Source organism: Bacteroidota bacterium (assembly GCA_016722375.1).
Lineage (GTDB): Bacteria > Bacteroidota > Bacteroidia > Chitinophagales > LD1 > Bog-950.
Genome location: JADKJG010000006.1, coordinates 135,538 through 153,280, shown reverse-complemented (window position 1 = coordinate 153,280; position 17,743 = coordinate 135,538). Strand labels below are relative to the sequence as shown.

The following is a 17,743-nucleotide window of genomic DNA, read 5'->3' as shown; positions in this document are numbered from 1 at the left end:
CTCACCAATAGTTCTAGGTGAAGCAGTCTTTTGGGGTTGATAATATCGCGCAGTTCATAAATAGTATTCCTGGCGGGCGCGAATAGCAAAAATGAAAAACAAAAGCGTAGCAACCAGTCCACCCACGATATGCAATCCATGCATGGAAGTAATAAGGTAAAGAAAAGAACCGGAAAGATTGCCAGTCAAAGGCAAGCCCATTTGCATCAATACCCTCCAGCCTTCTATCTGCAAAAAGAGAAAGAGGCACCCTAAAAGAAATGAAGAAAACAAAAGCGTTCTGAACAAAGGAAATTTTGCCTTTCGATAGCAAATCAAGGAAGCATGAATAGTGATGCTGAGTAAAACAATAACCAGAGTGCTGTAAAGAAAAACAGTCGGTAAAGTAAAGTTCTCCCATACTCTGAAATCTCCTTTCTTCACAATAAATGCACTGGTAAACGCTGCAAAAAACATAGACATAGAAGCCATAGCTATCCACAAAGCGAATTTCAACGGATGAACTCCGGTGTATTCTGTCTTTGCCTTAAGAATATCTTTTTCGTTCAAGGTTACCTCCATCAGATTTTTCCGAATATTAAAGCCAATTGCACTACAGGCAAATACAAAAAGGAACCAAACATCAAGATTTTAGCTGCCCGGTCATCTCTTTTGAGAAAATGATTAAAGGACATCCAAAGAAACACCACGCCCGCCCCCAAAATAAATAAACTCCCCACCCAGTTCACCATATTTAAAAAATAGGGAATCATACTGACGATTAAAAGAACCGTGCAGTAAATAATGTTGTGAATGATGCTCATTCTGGTTTTGCCACTAGCAGAAGGCAACAACATAATGCCCGCCTTTTTGTAATCATCAAACTGGACCCAAGCAATCGCCCAGAAATGAGGAAACTGCCAAAGAAATTGAATGCTGAATAATATGATGGCGATAAAATCAATACTTCCGGTAGCGCAAACATATCCAATCATGGGAGGCAACGCACCGGGAATAGCCCCGACAAATACTGCTACGGATGAAACCCTTTTCAAAGGAGTATAAACAAAAGCATAACTCAATAGCGAGATCGCAGAAAGGACTCCGGCAATGGGGTTAAAAAACCATGTCAAAATCAAGATGCCCGAAATCCCCATGATACCGGCGGCAAGAATGGCTTCCATAATACCCATACGCTCTGCCGGAAGTGGCCTGTTCATCGTACGAGTCATCAACTTATCTATATCTCGCTCTATGATTTGGTTAATCGCGTTCGAAGCACCAGTCACCAAAATACCCCCCAAGGCCAACCACAAAATCTGCGTGATGGCATAAGGAGAATTCATTCCAAAAACAAAGCCTATCACCGCCGAGAAAACCACCAGAAAACTGAGGCGGAATTTAGACAGCATGGCATAGTCCTTTACCTTCTGGAGTACCAGTTGGAAAAGGTTCGTTTCTATAGAAGCTACTTTAGACATAATTATTTAGCTCAACAATTAAAGATTCGGATCTTCACCTTCTTTGTAAGGCTCAGTCTGCATATTGGTTTCTTTACCCGCAAAACTGTAATCATAAGGCCAACGATGCACCGTAGGAATATCGCCCGGCCAGTTGCCATGCAATCTTTCCACCGGAGCCGTCCACTCTAACGTGTTGGCACCCCAAGGATTTGCATATTCTCCTTCCAACTTTGTTCCCTTGAAAATGCTATAGAAGAAATTTATCAGGAAAAGAAATTGCGCCAGATAAACAATGATAGCCACCATGCTCATGAATTCAGCGAGGTGGTTAAAATTATTGAAAGTTTCAAAATTGGCGTAGGTATAATATCTTCTTGGAACACTGGTCATAAAGTGCATGGGGAAGAAAATTAAATAAGCACCTATCAAGGTAATGTAAAAGTGGATTTGACCCAATGTTTCATTCATCATCCTGCCAAAAAGACGAGGAAACCAATGATAAACTCCCGCAAACATTCCAAAGAAAGCGGCGATGCCCATCACAATATGGAAGTGTGCAACTACAAACATCGTGTCATGCAACTGTATATCAATAGCTGAGTTTCCTAAAATAATCCCAGTTAAACCACCGGAGATAAACATAGATACAAATCCGATGGCAAATAAACTCGCAGAAACAAGTCTTATTTTCCCCTTCCATAATGTACCCAGCCAATTGAATACTTTAATAGCAGATGGAATAGCTATCAGCAGGGTGAATAAAGTAAATATAGCCCCTAGGTTTGGATTCATCCCGGTAACAAACATGTGGTGCGCCCATACCACAAAGGATAATATCAGGATAGCAAGCAAAGAAATGATCATCGCCTTGTATCCAAAAATTGGCTTGCGCGCATGAACCGAAAGTATTTCGGACACAATACCCATGGCCGGGAGGATGATAATATACACCTCTGGGTGACCAAGGAACCAGAATAAATGTTGGAATAAAATTGGCGATCCACCTTTGTAAGCCAACAGGTTTCCATTGATAATAATGTTATTCAGATAGAAACTGGTGTCTAACAGACGGTCAAATTCAAGCAAGACCACCCCAGCCAACAATGCGGGGAACGAAAGCACTCCGACAATAGCAGTGAACAGCAGCGCCCAAATAGGGAGAGGCAGTTTTGTCATGGACATTCCTTTGGTTCTCATGTTCAGCACCGTGGTGATATAATTTAAGGCGCCAAGCAAAGAAGAAACAATAAACAAGGCCATTCCTAAAATCCATAAATCAAAGCCCAGACCTGAACCGAGGTTTACCCCCGTGTCTCTCAAACCATTCAATGGTGGGTAAGCTGTCCATCCACCAGAAGCAGGACCGGTCTGAATAAAGAAAGAGAAAAGCATCACAGCCCCGGCAGTAAAGAAGAACCAGTATGAAAGCATATTGACAAAGGGAGAGGCCATATCTCTTGCGCCTATCTGATAAGGAATTAAGAGGTTGGCAAAGGTTCCGCTCAGTCCCCCGGTCAATACAAAGAATACCAGAATGGTTCCGTGCATCGTGACCAAGGCATAATAAAACTCCTGACTAATTTTTCCTCCTTCTGCCCACTTGCCCAGGAACGTTTCGAGAATCGGGAAGGTTTCGTTTGGCCATCCCAACTGAAGACGGAAAAGAATGGACAGCAACCCTCCGATAATAGCCCAGAACATCCCGGTAATCAGAAATTGTTTGCTGATCATTTTATGATCCTGACTGAAGATGTATTTCGTCAGAAAGGTTTCCTCATGGTGATGTTCCTCATGACCATGAATCTTTTGCGCATCGGCATGTTCTACTGTATGAGCTGTTTCCATATTTCTTTGAATTATGTTCCTTAAACTATTTACTTGGCAAGCATCGCTTGCGGTTTCTTACCTTCATTTTCCTCAGTTGCTGAAAGTTGTGTCGGGTTCTCCTCTTCTTTTATCATGGCTGTTTTCACTGTCGCATCATATATGGAGGTCTGTTTATTAAACCAAATATCATAATCCGCTTGGCTCACTACTTCCACATCACGCTGCATACCAAAGTGTGATTTGCCGCAAAGTTCTGCGCAGGCTAATTCATATTTGAACGTTTGCCAGCGAGGTTGACCTGTTTCAGGGTTGATGGTCTGCCACCAAGGCTCATGGCTCAAGTATTCGCGCATCTCCTCTGTAGTCATCGTGGGAACAAAATAAAACTCCGTCGGAATGCCCGGAACACAGTCCATCTTAACGCGAAAATGCGGTAGAAAAAAACTATGAATTACATCCTGAGCACCCAGCTTCATCAATACGGGTTTGTTTTTTACTAGATACAATTTATCCGCCATAAAGTCATCGTGGCTTTTGGGGTCTTTCCAGTTAATTCCCAATTCGTTCGTTGGAGAAACATGCTCTGTATCAATAATGCGCTCGCCAAACTTTCCGTCCTTTCCTGAATAACGTATCATCCAGTTAAACTGTTTGCCCGTCACCTCTATCACCATCATATTTTTATCTCGTGCTTCAGTATTAAAAATAGCAAACCACTCATACATCCCCATTGCAATCAAACCGGTCAGGACAACTACGGGAACCATAGTCCATATTACTTCCAGCGTATTGTTATGCGGGTAATAGTATGCCTCATGTCCAAAACTCTCATTGTAGCGATAAGCAAAATAGAACAGCGCAATATGAGTTAACACAAATACAACTAGGATAATCAACATGGTCACGTTGAACAAATAATCTGTTTTGACCCCGTGAATGGATGCCGCTTTAGGAAGCATTAAAGGCATGAATTCTTTAAATGCGTATGCCGAACCGGCGAGCATCAATATCAAAAAACCAAGCATTAAATACCCGTTAATACGACTCTGGTTGATGTAGTCGCGCTTCCCCTCCTTCAATTCTATCGTCAGTTCATTCGCTCTTGCTATCAAAACAAGAACGACAAACAACAAAACAATAATTGCAAAACTTATAAATGCTACCATGATGATTTCGTTTCGTGCTTTCTGTTACTCAATTTTAATTACGCGTAAGTGACTACCAACTTCTCGCCTTCCTTCAGGTACGGATCATTTTCAGGAATAATCGGGCGCTTCGCGAGATTCTTAAAGAATAGATACAAAAATACTCCTAAAAATCCAACAAAAATCAATAACTCTCCAATACCTATTCCTGCAAAATTCTTTTCGGGAGCTTCCTCCGAAATATGGCCTTCAGCCGCTGCATGTCCGTGGGCTTTCACTTCGGTAACAACAGCGTCTGTATTTTGAGTAGGTTTAGTGGCATCACTCATCGCATGTCCACTCTGCCCGGCCTCAGCATAAAATACCACCTTTTCATTTTTGTTCATGGCTTCCTCATTCAAACCTCCTTCTTGGTGCATTTCTTCCTTATTCCAGTTTGGCTCAACGAAAGTATAATTGAAAAAATCTAGATAGTGACCAAAAACTAATAAAGCAGCCCCAAAACCAATCATTTTGAAATTTCTTTTTGGTCCTCTTTTGATTAGAAAAAATAAAGGGAAAACAAAATTAATGATTAAGGATAAAAAGATAGTGCCTTTAAAAAAGTCTACATCGAAACGCTTGATCCAAAAGGATGTTTCTTCAGGCATATTAGCAAACCACTGCAACATGATTTGATCAAACCACATGTAGGCCCATAAGATGGAAAAGCCAAATAACATTTTACCTAAATCATGCACGTGGTTCTCGTTCACTCTTTGTAAATACCCCAGTGATTTCAGATAAATTACCAACAAAATAGTCATGGCCCATGCTCCACAACCGTAGCTCGCAAAATTATACCATCCAAAAAGAGTAGAATACCAATGAGTATCAAGACTCATAATCATATCCCAACTTACGGCAGACTCTGTTACGGCAAATACAACTATAAACGCAGCTGATAACAATTTAGATTTTTTATATACTTTGGGATCTGTTTGGTCCGTTCTAGCAAAGAAATTATCCATGATGATTGAAAACGCATACCACAGCACTGCATATAATACAACACGACCCACCCAAAAAGCAGTGGAAAAATAAATCACCTTGGTTGAATAATGAGCGGGTACCGGACTTGTATGCATAATATGCTTTACATGATCATACAAAGAGTGAAAATCGAAAATGCCCAAAACTAAAATGATGGCCAAAACAAATCCTCCATAACGAGTAAAAGCGGAAAGCGAAAGAAAAATTCTTTTCATCAATGTCTGCCATCCACCATAAGCTAATTGGGTAGAAGCAACGACGAACAGTCCAAATAATCCGATCCCTGTAAAGTAGTATGTATTGGCCAGAATATTTGACCAAAGACGAGCGAAATTATTTTGGGGGTACATCAAAAGCAGGAGAATACCCAATACTCCCGCACCCATCATATAGAAAAGGTTCTTTTTAAGCTTACTGGTAAATTCAAAAGTTTCTGTCATCGTCTTAATTTATATCTACTGTTTCTGAATGTTATTTCGTCTTTGACACATCTGCCGTGTCATTAATCATAGCGGTACTTCCATCCCCCTTAATACCCGCTAGGCTTTTGATATAGTGAATCACCTGCCATCTTTCCTTTACAGAAAGTTGAAATCCATATCCACCCATCATATTTTTTCCATAACTCACTACATAAAACATGTTGCCATCATTAATTTGCGGAAGCCTGCTTGTATAGGCAGGAGGTCTGGAAGTATAAGGCCCATCATTACCATCGGGCAATTCAACTAATTGGCCATTACCTTCCCCCTTTTCACCATGACAAGGGGTACAATTTATGTTGTATAATCTTTTCCCCTCGGCAAGATTCTCATCTGAATAAGCTATGGGGTTGCTAATTTCCTTGCCAGCTCGATCAAACTCCTCTTGCCAATTTGCAGTCGCATGGGTATAGTGATTCTTAATGACATAGCTCATTAACAATGATGGGTTTGTTTTAATAGCATTGTCATCGGGTATATATCCGTAAGGAATAGTTCCCGGCACCGGCTTCCTAGCTGAACTTTGACTGCCCGCTCCGCTATCCGTCGGCATAGCAGAATAAGTTTCATAGGCATTAGAATAAGTCATGTCCGGCATGTATATTTTCCCCGGTTTTCGCGAATCAGTCCCGCATGATGCAATCATCAAGGTTGCCATCACCACCGGAATAAATTTTATCATTGATTTTTTCATTTCAGAGTTGCTGTTTCCTTTTTTATAATGCCTCATTCTCTGCAAAGATGCGGTCTCTCACTTCTACGGCTCCTTCCATTTGGCAAAGCCCTTTGATACTATTCATTTCAGATTCTGAAAGTTTTTCAGCATCAAAAACCAAAGCAAAGCGGTCATCCGTAGTCCTCTTGTCATAGATTCTGGGAACTCTTCCGGGCCATAATTTGTTTCTTACTAGATAAGTCAGCGTCATTCCCCATGCCGAAAACAATACAGTTATCTCGAAGGTGATGGGAATAAACGAAAGTATCGGCCAATTAGGCTTTCCACCGAAATCAATCGGATAGTTAGAGGCCATCACCCAAGACATGAATGCCAGCGATAGAATTGTTCCCGTAGCTCCAAAATAAAACCCGGCAGTATGCAACCGACTTTCCTGATACCCTAAAGCATCTTCCAATCCATGAACCGGGAATGGCGTGAGGCTATCATAAATCTCAATCCCTTTTGCCCGGATTTTCTCAATTGCATGAAGGTAAACTTCTTCATGGTCCCAAAGCGATACGATAAACTTATTACTTGTCATTTTATCTAATGTATTTTTTAATCAACTATCCTTTAGCATCCTTATCTAAGGGGCCTACCGTTTGTAACCCTACAAAACCGCTATGGGGCGCTCCTTCTTTCTTAGCTCTTTCTGCCTTCGCCGCTTCAGATGATATTCTGAAAATAGCTTTCACTTCGGCGATAGCTATTGTTGGGAAGAAGCGGGAGAACAATAAGAACAGGAATAAAAATACGCTGATGGAACCCGTGTAAATTCCGATATCCACCCAAGTTGGTGAAAAATAGGCCCAACTAGAAGGAAGATAATCATCAGCCAAAGAGGTAACGATGATGACGAACCGCTCAAACCACATCCCGATGTTTACGAAGATGGAAAGTATGAAGGTGATATACAGGTTACGACGGATTTTCTTAAACCAGTAGAACTGAGGAGTAATTACATTACAACTCATCATAATCATATAAGCCCAGAAATATTTACCAAGAATACGATTGTAGAAAGCAAACTGCTCATACAAGAATCCAGAATACCAGGCAATAAATAACTCAGTCAAGTAGGCTATACCGACTATTGAACCCGTTAGAACAATAATCTTGTTCATAGATTCAATGTGGTTAACCGTGATGTAATCTTCCAGATTAAATACCTTTCGGCTAATCAGCATCAGGGTTTCCACCATAGCAAAGCCAGAGAAAATAGCTCCAGCCACAAAGTATGGAGGGAAAATGGTGGTGTGCCATCCTGGTATAACCGATGTGGCGAAGTCAAAAGATACTATTGTATGTACGGAAAGAACCAGAGGGGTTGACAGACCTGAGAGCACCAATGCCAATGACTCAAAACGTTGCCATTGCTTTGCCGAACCTTGCCAGCCAAAGGATAGCATATTGTATATCCATTTTCTCACTTTCCCTTTAGCCCGGTCACGTATGGTGCCGAAATCAGGCATGAGTCCAGAGTACCAGAATAGTAGAGAGACAGAAAAGTAAGTTGAGATAGCAAATACATCCCAAAGAAGTGGTGAGTTAAAATTCACCCATAGTGGACCTCTCGTATTCGGAATAGGGAAGATGAAAGGAGCATCCCATACACGACCCATGTGAAAGATAGGAAACATCCCTGCACAAATTACCGCGAAGATGGTCATCGCCTCTGCTGCGCGGTTGATTCCGGTTCTATATCTCTGACGAAACAAAAGTAGAATGGCAGAAATTAAGGTTCCTGCGTGGCCGATACCAATCCACCAAACGAAATTGGTAATATCCCATGCCCAGCCCACAGTTTTATTCAAACCCCAGGTACCTATTCCAAACCAAACTGTCCAGGCTAAACAAAATACAAAGAAAACGGAACCGGCACCGGTCAATAAGGTCATAATCCACCAAAGCGTTGAATTTCTTTCGGTAGGAGCCACCAAGTCATCCGTGATCTTGGTGTAATTCTTGTCCATCCCATTAATGAGCGGCTCCCGGAATTCTGATTCGTATGCGTGCATTTTTATTACTTAATTCTATTAGTAAGATAATCTGTTTCCTTCCTATGCTTTTTCGTGGTAATAATCTATTACCTCATACTTCTTTTCTTCTTCACGATTTCTGACCTGAGTGAGATATAATACATTCGGCATGGTATGAATCTCTTCAATAACACCAAATGCTCTTTCATCAGCGAACTTCTTCGACACTTCGCTTTCCTTATTGTTTCTATCTCCAAAGGTAATAGCGTTGGTCGGACAAGCTGTTTGACACGCTGTGTGAATGTCGCCATACTCTTTCACTGTTCCGTCTGGATCTAAAACAAGTCCGGTCAATGGACGGCTTCCCTTTTTAGCTTCCAACTTACCTGATTGAAGTCTCTGAACACAGAAAGAACATTTTTCCATGACTCCTCTTGAACGAACGGTCACGTCAGGGTTCAACACCATACGGGTCAGCGGTTCATGCAAGCCAAGAGTTTCAGAGGCAACGTGCATATCATTGCTGGTGTGATACTTCTTATCGAAAGCATCTGCCTGTTGATAATCATACCAGTTAAATCTTCTTACTTTATAAGGACAGTTATTGGCGCAATAACGAGTGCCAATACAACGGTTATAAGCCATCTGGTTCAATCCTTCCGAGCTATGATTCGTAGCTGCAACCGGACAAACGTTTTCGCAAGGGGCGTTATCGCAATGCTGACAAAGCATGGGTTGGAATACTACATCCGGGTTGTCCACGGTTCCGGTATAGTAACGGTCAATCCGCATCCAGTGCATTTCGCGGCTGCGACGAACCTCATCTTTTCCAACTACCGGAACATTATTTTCTGCATTACATGCAACAACACAAGAACCGCAACCAGTACAGGTATTTAAGTCCACCACCATAGTCCAGTGTTGGCCCGGGCGATCGTGCTTGTAATAAAGGGTCACCATCTCCTCCAAAATCTCCGCGCGGTCTTCATTTCCGGCAGCCAGATTTTTTTGATATTCCTTCAAGGTGGTTTCTTTCACCACCTTTCTTGTATGCACACCACCTAAATCCTTCAAAGTAATATTGAAGTGTGTTTGCGTAATAGCTACCTGAGTGGATTTACCAGTATTTTCAATCGTTGCTTTCGCGATGTCGGTGAAATTATCACCGCTCTTAGAAAACATCTGGAATACATTTTTTCCTATTTTCAATTCGTCGTGAGCTACCGCTTCCCTTCCATATCCTACGGCGATACCAAAGGTTCCTACCGGGGTTCCCGGAACACCCACTACGGGAAGCTCTACGGACTGCCCATTAGCAGTTAACTTGGCTATAGCGTATCTTTTCTCTTTAAAGTCCGGATCAAGATTGTACCCATTCTTCACCATCCAACTTGGATTGGCAAGGATGTAATTGTCCCAAGTAATCTTAGAAACCGGATCCGGCAATTCCTGCAACCACGGATTATCACTCCAATATCCATCACCTACGGCAATAGATTCGTAAAATTTCACCTGTACCCCATTCAGTGAAGAAGAAGTTGCGGCTAAGGCACTTGCTGCTTCGCCCACACCAACCCCGTTAAAGGAAGCACTTGAAGTGGTAGCCGTTTCTACCTCACCATCTGCAACGACATTGTCCCAAAAAGCCCAGAAAGCTGGATATTCTTTCTGCTTCGGATAGATATTAGACTCCCAATACTTCTGAATAAATTCATAATAAGAACCAGCATTGCCAGACCATCTCATTAATGTTTCCTGCACCTGGCGGGTATCGAATAATTTTGAAATAGCCGGTTGTGCCGTATTGAAAATCCCTGCCTTCGGTTCGGCATCGTTCCAACTTTCTAACCAGTGACTGTCAGGGCAAACATATCCGCAAGCTAGGGAGGTTTCGTCTAAACGATTGGCAAAGGAAACACTGACATCTGCTTTCTTTAATGCTTCCGCCAAACCCTTCTCAGATGAAGTAAATACTGGATTCGATTCATAGAAGAGCACTCCTTTAATACTTCCGTCATTCAAACCTGAAATTAAAGAAGTTACTGCCTTATCAGAACCTTGCTTGGTATTATAAGGACGATCCCAGGTAATGGTGCTTCCATAATTACCCAAGGCATTGTTAATCGCATTCGCCAATAACTGGGCGTTCATATCGTTTGAACCGCTCACCACTAAGGAAGTACCTTTCGCAGCCAACAGTTCCTGCGCCGCTTTGCCTACCTTTTCATTTTTTGCTGAACCACTACCGGTTACGACATTATATATGTCAACCAAGGCAGACAGTTCGTCAGAAGGACTTACTGGAATCCTAGTATCAGACTTATAACCGGTAATTGTAGGCACAGATTCAATTTGAATGTGCCGACTCATTTCTTTTCTATCCTTGGCTACACGGCGATTGATGGCATAGTCCGCAGAAAATTCAACGGGCGAAAGCCAAGTACCGAGAAAATCAGCTCCTACACCTACTATCAACTTAGCATTCGCAAAGTTGTAGGAGGGAATCAAGCGCTTTCCGAATGATTTCTCATTAGCATCAAGCATCCCTGAATAAGAAACCCCGTCGTAAACCAAATGCTCAAATTTGTCGCCCAATGATTTCCCAAAATCAGCAATCACCGCTTTGGTAGAAGGCGAAATCACCGAAGAAGAAAATAGCACCACCTTGCCTGTAGAGGCGGCGGCCTTTAACTTCTCTCCTATTTCCTTGTCCGCAGTTTCCCAAGTAATGTTCTCTTTTCCACTTTTCGGACCTTTATAGCGGGCGCCATCATATAAACTCAACACAGAGGCCTGAGTTCTTGCACTAGTTCCGCCCTTGGTCACACGGGCATGTTTCTTATTTCTTCCCTCTATCTTAATCGGACGGCCTTCTCTGGTCTTGACGATGACAGCGGTATAGTCTCCCCCTTGGTAAAAAGTAGTAGCATAAAAATTAGCGATACCCGGAGCAATTTCTTCTGGTCTCCATACATAAGGTATTGATTTGCGCACCGGCATTTCACAACTGGCAGCTACCACGGCAGCACTCACACTGAAACCCAGCATCTTGAGGAAATCACGACGATTCGAATTGCCGGTTGAAATCGGTTCTACAATCGAATTTAACACCGGCAGCTCCTCGCTGAATTCTTTATTTGCGATGGCACGAAAGCCTTCCGTATCCTCCTTCTCTTCAAGTCCTTTCCAGTATATTTTCTCAGCCATGTTTTTTTATTCTATTGAGATTGTAATTTCCGTTTCTTTTTTCTTTTGAAATAATCTATTAATAGTGACAACGCTGACACTCCGTTCCTCCCACCGTCGCAACGGTTACTTTATCTATCTTCTTATCCTTGAGGTCTTTGTGAAGCTTTTCAAATGAAGAATAGAAATTATTAGAAGCAAACTGTACCTCGGTGTTGCGGTGGCAGTTAATACACCATCCCATAGAGAGCGGAGAATATTGATATACTTCTTCCATCGTTTCTATAGGCCCGTGGCAGGTTTGACATTTAACCTTGCCCACATTTACGTGCTGGGCGTGATTAAAGTAAACATGATCAGGTAGATTGTGAATACGCACCCATTCTATAGGTGTTTGTGGCTTGGTATAGTCTTTTGTATAAGCATCCCAACCAACCGCAGCATAAATCTTGGCAATTTCTTCTGTACCATACTTGGGACCCTTGCTCACATTCTTGTGACAATTCATACAAGTATTGAGCGATGGAATATTGGAATGTTTCCCCTCATTGGCCGTACTGTGACAATACTGGCAGTCAATTTTATGAGTTCCGGCGTGCAGTGCATGTGAAAACTTAATTGGCTGTTCGGGCTGGTAGCCTTGTTGGCGACCCAAACGAACCGTAGCGTCCACTGTAATATAGCCTAAGTAAACAATGCCTACCAATATCACCGCAGTAATGAACCGCGCACTTTTCCAAAACGGCTTTTTGGGTACGGCAACAATTCCCTTCTTTTCATCTACTATCTTATCGAGTTTGTTGGTGACACTGACAAGGATAATCACTAATACAATCAAGAAAGCCAAGAATATATATAAAGTAGCGCTCGGGCCTTCTTTTTTGGCAGTCTCGGCTCCGGCAGCAGGGGCCGCTGTACTTGCTACAGGCCCTCCACCCGCATCCGGGTTCTCCGTATATAAGAGTATCTTATCAATGTCCTCATCCTTCAAAGTGTTGAACAAGTTCATAGATGCAGGCCGGCTATTGGCCATATCCACCGCATACTTATAACCACTGCTTACGTCATCATTATAATTCTTAATCCAACTGTATAGCCACTGCTTTCCCGATTTGCCTTTAAACTCTCCGGCTGCCTCCCAACGGGCCGTCACCCCTTCCAAAGCGGGACCCGTTCCGTCTGCCTTTGGATTATGGCAGGCAGCACAATTACTCTTAAAAAGCGACTTGCCTTCTGCCCACTGAGCCTTATCCACTTCGGCTGAAGCGAACAAAATTCCTAAACAGAAAAACAGCGTAAGATAAGAGGCGAAGAAAAAGGGGCGGGTGTTATGGTTATTCTGGTCTGACTTCATCATGAAGTGAATTGTCATTTTATTGTAAAAATTCGGTGGCAAATATCCACACCGAAGATTACATTACCAAATAAACAAGCAGAAAAATTTTACTGATTTTTCTTGTATTGGACTAATTAGAAAAACATGTATAAAACACAATGTAGCAAAGGGTTTCAACGATTCCAGACCCACCAAAAACCTAGCCGCCCAATAAAAATGTGTATAAAAATAGCGACAAACTAATGAGCCCAAACGGAAACTTAGAGAAGATAATGAGTTTCTAAAGAGATGTGAAAAGAGGGGCGAAAGAACTGAAAGGTGGCATGGTTTTAAACGGTGCCACCCTTTGAAAGCTTTGATTAAAAGATGTTCTCCTTGAAAAAATTATTTGGAAATTTGAATTGCCCCAATATCTTTGTTTAAGGACTATAGAAAGTCATTCGAACAAAATGGTTTTTTCGTTGAACAATAATTTTTCTTTCTCCTCCCAAACACCGGCAATATCTGCGGATAATTTCTGCGTAGGTTCCTTCGCCTTTGCGCGCGATGGGGAGAGCCTAAACCATCGTTTTCCAATTTCCAAACAATCTGTTGATTTCATACATAGCTTGTTCGACGGTGTCAAGCAGGCCACCAAATATCTAAAGCACACCAATGGCTGTCCCATTGGCACCAATGGCTCAACCATTGGCGCACTTGACGCAGTCATTGGCGTCCCTGACTCAGTCATTGGCGCACTTGGCGCAGTCATTGGTGTCCCTGACTCAGTCATTGGCGCACTTGGCTCAGTCATTGGCGCCCCTGACTCAGTCATTGGCGCCAATGACACAGCCAATGGCGGACTTAAAAGCCTCAAACGCCCCATTTTTTTGTTAAAATCAATCAATTCTATTCATTAACCTTAAAAATCAAAAATCATGGCAAAAAGAAAGGACTATGTACCGTCCAAGAACGGCGACAAAACAGCTTGGGCAACCAACCTGAAAAACAAAATTCCGATTGATGGCCCAACCATCGGTCTGGATGGTGCCGAGGTGAGCAGTATTCAAACCGCCGCACAAGACGTTGTGGACGGGGTGAACGAAATTGAAGCGGCCATCACCGCCAAAGAAGCGGCGGTGGATGCGGCTACCACCAAAATAAATAATGGCCTGAAGGTGATTCGCCCCATCGTCAAGCGCGGTAAAACTCATGCGGCCTATACCAACTCTATCGGTCAAAATATAGGCATTGTGGGCGATGAACACACGGTGGACGTGCCCAATTCAAAACCTATCTTGAAGGTGAGCAAGGTGCCAACAGGCTATCAAATTGATTTTGACCTAAAAGGTTATTTCGACGGCATCAATATTTATAAAATGTCGCCGCCCGACAATCCGGCTTTCAGCTTTTTGGCGCGCGACACCGCCAGTCCATATATTGACACCGCAGAGGTCACCAACAACACTCGCTACCATGCTTTCTATATCATTAATGATGCAGAAGTAGGTTTGGTAAGCGATGATGTGATAGTGAGTATTTAAAAATGCTGAGTTTGGAATGTTGAGTGTTGAATTAATTCAGCACTCAACTAACAGCTTTGACAACTTTTTAAAAGTTGTCAAAGCTAAAAGCCAGCCCCAAAGCCACCCGCTGGCGCGAGCATCTGCTCGTGTTTCCAAACTACAAAAGTCTTTAAGACTTTTGTAGTTTATTAAACTCAAAGCCCCGTTCCGATATTATCGGGCGGGGCTTTTTTATCTTTTATTCGGCTACCAGCGTATCTGCAAACGCTGTTATCGCGCCCTTAGAGCGATTGTATTTCATGCCTTGATTGCCTAAACTGGGTTCAGTCCATTTTTTTATACCAAAGAAACGCGATGAGGAGGTTGGTGATGGAATGAAATTGATTTTCAGGATGTCTGAAATAGCTGTAAAAGCCGTTTTCAAAATAATTGTAACATTGGCAAAGTTTTCCGCCTCCGGTATCACGATAGGATAAGACATACATGGTTTTCAGCAGTATCACTTTCTTACTCTACTTTCTGCCTGTTTTTCTCGCCATGTATTTTATTGCCGATGTAAAGTTCAAAAACTTCCTTGTCCTTTTGGGCAGCATTGTGTTTTATAGCTGGGGGGCTCCGCTGTTCATTTTTGTCATTCTCGGTGTTACCTTTCTCGATTTTCATTTGGTGAAATGGATGCACCAGTCCAAACGCAAGCGGAACCGGAGACTGTTGCTGACTATTTCTGTCTGCATGAATCTGGGGTTGCTGTTCTATTTCAAGTATTCCTTTTTCCTCATTGACAATCTGAATGTGCTGCTGCACATAGCCGGAACCGAAAGCGTTCTGTGGGAGAAAATTGCTTTGCCCATCGGCATTTCCTTTTTCACTTTTGAATCGTTGACTTATGTAGTAGATGTTTATCGCGGAGTTCATACACCACTGAAAAAGTTTTGGAATTATCAGCTATACATCATCATGTTTCCAAAGCTAATCGCCGGTCCTATCGTCCGTTATCACGACATCGCTGACCAGATTACCGACCGGTTTTCCAGCGACGGGATTGACAATAAACTGGCGGGTCTGTACCGGTTCATATTAGGCTTGAGCAAAAAAGTGATTATTGCAAATTCGGTGGCGGGATTCGCGGATACCATTTTTCAAAGCAACCCAAGTCAACTATCTACTACGTCTGCTTGGCTTGGTATTCTTTGCTACACCTTTCAGATTTATTTTGATTTCTCCGGTTATTCAGATATGGCGATAGGGCTGATGAAGATGATGGGCTTTAATATTCTCGAAAATTTCAATCATCCATACACCTCGAATTCTATCACCGATTTTTGGCGGCGCTGGCATATTTCGCTCGGCAACTGGATGCGGAATTATCTATACATCCCGCTGGGCGGAAACCGGGTCAATTCAAAGTGGAGGCTCTATTTCAATCTCTGGTTGGTGTTTCTTGCCTCCGGTTTATGGCATGGCGCGTCTTGGAACTTTGTCATCTGGGGTGCTTATCACGGATGTTGGTTAGTGATGGAAAGAGGTTTTTTATTAAAAATGTATGAACGAATCTGGAATCCAATTCGGGCTTTGATTACGTTTTTCATTGTTTTGGTTGGATGGGTGTTTTTCCGCGCTGAAACATTTAGCGGAGCCAGAGCTTTTCTGCATTCCATGTTTATTCCAAACCAGTTAGCTCCTGTGGAGATTTCTCCCGACCTTACTTTCTATTTGGCGCTCGCAGCAATTTTCAGTTTTATTGGTCTCAGTTCTCTCGGCAAAAAACTGTCGGCACTGTTTTACCGAGATGTTTACACCAATAAACAAGCGGGAATATGGGGCTTCCTGATGTTATTACTTTTAATCCTGAACATCAGCTTTTTGGCTTCCAAGGGATTTAATCCATTTATTTATTTCCGGTTCTGATGAAGCAAAATAAATTCAAAAGCTGGCTGCTGGCAACGTTTTTAATTTTGCTCTGGGCACCCATCGTTCAGGACAATCTCCATATTTTCAAGGGTGGAGCACTGAAGGGGGCCTATACCTTGCCGGACAATGTCAATTTTGATTTTAAAATATGGTTCACCCGTGACTATGCCGATAAAAAAGATGAATACTTAAGCAGTTGTTTTGGTTTCCGACCTGATTTTGTGCGGCTTCACAATCAGTTGAAGTACTGGGCATTCAAATTAGCATCTAGCAATAATGTCATTATTGGTAAGGAGAATTACCTCTATGAGCAACATTACATTGATGAATATTTTGGAACCAGCTTTATTGGAGAGGAAAAAATTGTCCAGAATGTGCGCGATTTGAAAGAATTGCAGGATAGTCTTTCGGTCAGAGGAATCTTTATGTTCACCTTTTTTGCTCCTGGAAAAGGTTCTTTTTATCCAGAGTTCATTCCCAACAGGGCAGTGAAACCAAAACAACCCAACACTAATTACTCTGCTTATATTTCTACATGCCAAAAAGCAGGGATAAACTATGTGGATTGCAAAGCTTGGTTTATGGCTATGAAGGATACTTCCCGTTACCGTTTATTCCCGAAGGGTGGTGTCCATTGGAGCTATTATGGCGATATGCTTGCTTTTGATTCATTGGTTCATTACGTGGAAGGAAAAACCGGAAAAGATTTACCTGACTTAAAGTTGGATTCGATCCAAGTCCGTTTCACACCAATGAAGCGCGACTATGATGCCGGTGATGGATTGAATTTAATTTTCCCACTTTTCAAGGATACGCTTGCCTACCCACACTACTCCGTTAATTGGAAAGATAAAGACCAGATGGCGAGCCTGACCATTGCCGACAGTTATTACTGGGAGATGTATATGTCCTTAGCACCCCAAGTTTTCAGTGAAGTGAATTTCTGGTATTATTTCAACGATTTTGTTTCAAAAAACGGGCATACCGCGAATAAGCATGATATGAAAGATTTTATCTGTCAGCATCAAGTCGTGTGTTTGATGTACACAGATGCTGGTCTAGCGAATTTTGGTTCTGGATTTATTCAAAGTGCTTTATATCAGTTTAAAGAAAAGAGGTAGGGAAATCAGTGTCCCGAAAAAAGCGGAAGCAGTTTTCACCACTTCCGCTTCTCATGATA

General features: G+C 42.3%; 15 protein-coding genes. 4 read left to right on the top strand and 11 right to left on the bottom strand.

Going from position 1 to position 17,743, the window contains the following annotated elements; translation table 11 throughout:
- Positions 1–54: 54 nt before the first annotated feature.
- The 10 genes from IPP77_09860 to IPP77_09815 form a co-directional block, all read right to left on the bottom strand.
- The gene (locus IPP77_09860) at positions 55–561 is read right to left on the bottom strand and encodes a cytochrome oxidase subunit III (GenBank protein ID MBL0309960.1); all 507 of its coding nucleotides are present in this window, start codon (positions 559–561) and stop codon (positions 55–57) included.
- Positions 561–1,460 carry a protoheme IX farnesyltransferase gene (gene cyoE / locus IPP77_09855; GenBank protein ID MBL0309959.1) on the bottom strand — a complete coding sequence of 300 codons (900 nt, stop codon included), beginning with the start codon at positions 1,458–1,460 and terminating at the stop codon, positions 561–563. The genes IPP77_09860 and cyoE overlap by 1 nt, the downstream gene beginning before the upstream one ends.
- Before the next feature lie 18 nt (positions 1,461–1,478).
- Complete coding sequence (locus IPP77_09850) at positions 1,479–3,287, bottom strand: cbb3-type cytochrome c oxidase subunit I (GenBank protein ID MBL0309958.1); 1,809 nt, start codon at positions 3,285–3,287, stop codon at positions 1,479–1,481.
- 29 nt (positions 3,288–3,316) lie between these two features.
- On the bottom strand, positions 3,317–4,435 hold the full coding sequence (locus IPP77_09845) for a cytochrome c oxidase subunit II (GenBank protein MBL0309957.1): 1,119 nt from the start codon (positions 4,433–4,435) through the stop codon (positions 3,317–3,319).
- Between the two features lie 38 nt (positions 4,436–4,473).
- Positions 4,474–5,661: a hypothetical protein gene (locus IPP77_09840; GenBank protein MBL0309956.1), complete on the bottom strand. Its 1,188-nt coding sequence runs from the start codon at positions 5,659–5,661 to the stop codon at positions 4,474–4,476.
- 256 nt (positions 5,662–5,917) lie between these two features.
- Positions 5,918–6,610, bottom strand: coding sequence for a cytochrome c (locus IPP77_09835; protein ID MBL0309955.1), 693 nt, complete (start codon positions 6,608–6,610; stop codon positions 5,918–5,920).
- 34 nt (positions 6,611–6,644) lie between these two features.
- Entirely contained in the window at positions 6,645–7,187 is a 543-nt protein-coding gene (locus tag IPP77_09830) for a DUF3341 domain-containing protein (GenBank protein ID MBL0309954.1), read from the bottom strand.
- Between the two features lie 25 nt (positions 7,188–7,212).
- Positions 7,213–8,664, bottom strand: a complete 1,452-nt coding sequence (nrfD, locus tag IPP77_09825; GenBank protein ID MBL0309953.1) for a polysulfide reductase NrfD — start codon at positions 8,662–8,664, stop codon at positions 7,213–7,215.
- A 42-nt stretch (positions 8,665–8,706) separates the two neighbouring features.
- Positions 8,707–11,832 (bottom strand): TAT-variant-translocated molybdopterin oxidoreductase, encoded by a 3,126-nt coding sequence (locus IPP77_09820; GenBank protein MBL0309952.1) that lies wholly within the window; start codon positions 11,830–11,832, stop codon positions 8,707–8,709.
- A gap of 58 nt (positions 11,833–11,890) precedes the next feature.
- The gene (locus IPP77_09815) at positions 11,891–13,168 is read right to left on the bottom strand and encodes a c-type cytochrome (GenBank protein ID MBL0309951.1); all 1,278 of its coding nucleotides are present in this window, start codon (positions 13,166–13,168) and stop codon (positions 11,891–11,893) included.
- 440 nt (positions 13,169–13,608) lie between these two features.
- On the opposite strand from IPP77_09815, the gene IPP77_09810 reads away from it, so the two are divergent.
- Together IPP77_09810 and IPP77_09805 are read left to right on the top strand one after the other, a co-directional pair.
- Entirely contained in the window at positions 13,609–14,046 is a 438-nt protein-coding gene (locus IPP77_09810; protein ID MBL0309950.1) for a hypothetical protein, read from the top strand.
- A gap of 18 nt (positions 14,047–14,064) precedes the next feature.
- Complete coding sequence (locus tag IPP77_09805) at positions 14,065–14,670, top strand: hypothetical protein (protein MBL0309949.1); 606 nt, start codon at positions 14,065–14,067, stop codon at positions 14,668–14,670.
- 220 nt (positions 14,671–14,890) lie between these two features.
- Here IPP77_09805 and IPP77_09800 read toward each other — a convergent pair whose 3' ends face one another.
- A complete protein-coding gene (locus tag IPP77_09800) occupies positions 14,891–15,133 on the bottom strand; it encodes a hypothetical protein (GenBank protein ID MBL0309948.1) in 243 nt (80 codons plus the stop codon).
- Between the two features lie 2 nt (positions 15,134–15,135).
- Between IPP77_09800 and IPP77_09795 the strand changes: the two genes are divergently transcribed.
- Both IPP77_09795 and IPP77_09790 read left to right on the top strand, forming a co-directional pair.
- Positions 15,136–16,560 carry an MBOAT family protein gene (locus IPP77_09795; GenBank protein MBL0309947.1) on the top strand — a complete coding sequence of 475 codons (1,425 nt, stop codon included), beginning with the start codon at positions 15,136–15,138 and terminating at the stop codon, positions 16,558–16,560.
- Entirely contained in the window at positions 16,560–17,684 is a 1,125-nt protein-coding gene (locus tag IPP77_09790; protein ID MBL0309946.1) for a hypothetical protein, read from the top strand. Before IPP77_09795 ends, IPP77_09790 begins: the two co-directional genes overlap by 1 nt.
- Positions 17,685–17,743: the final 59 nt, after the last annotated feature.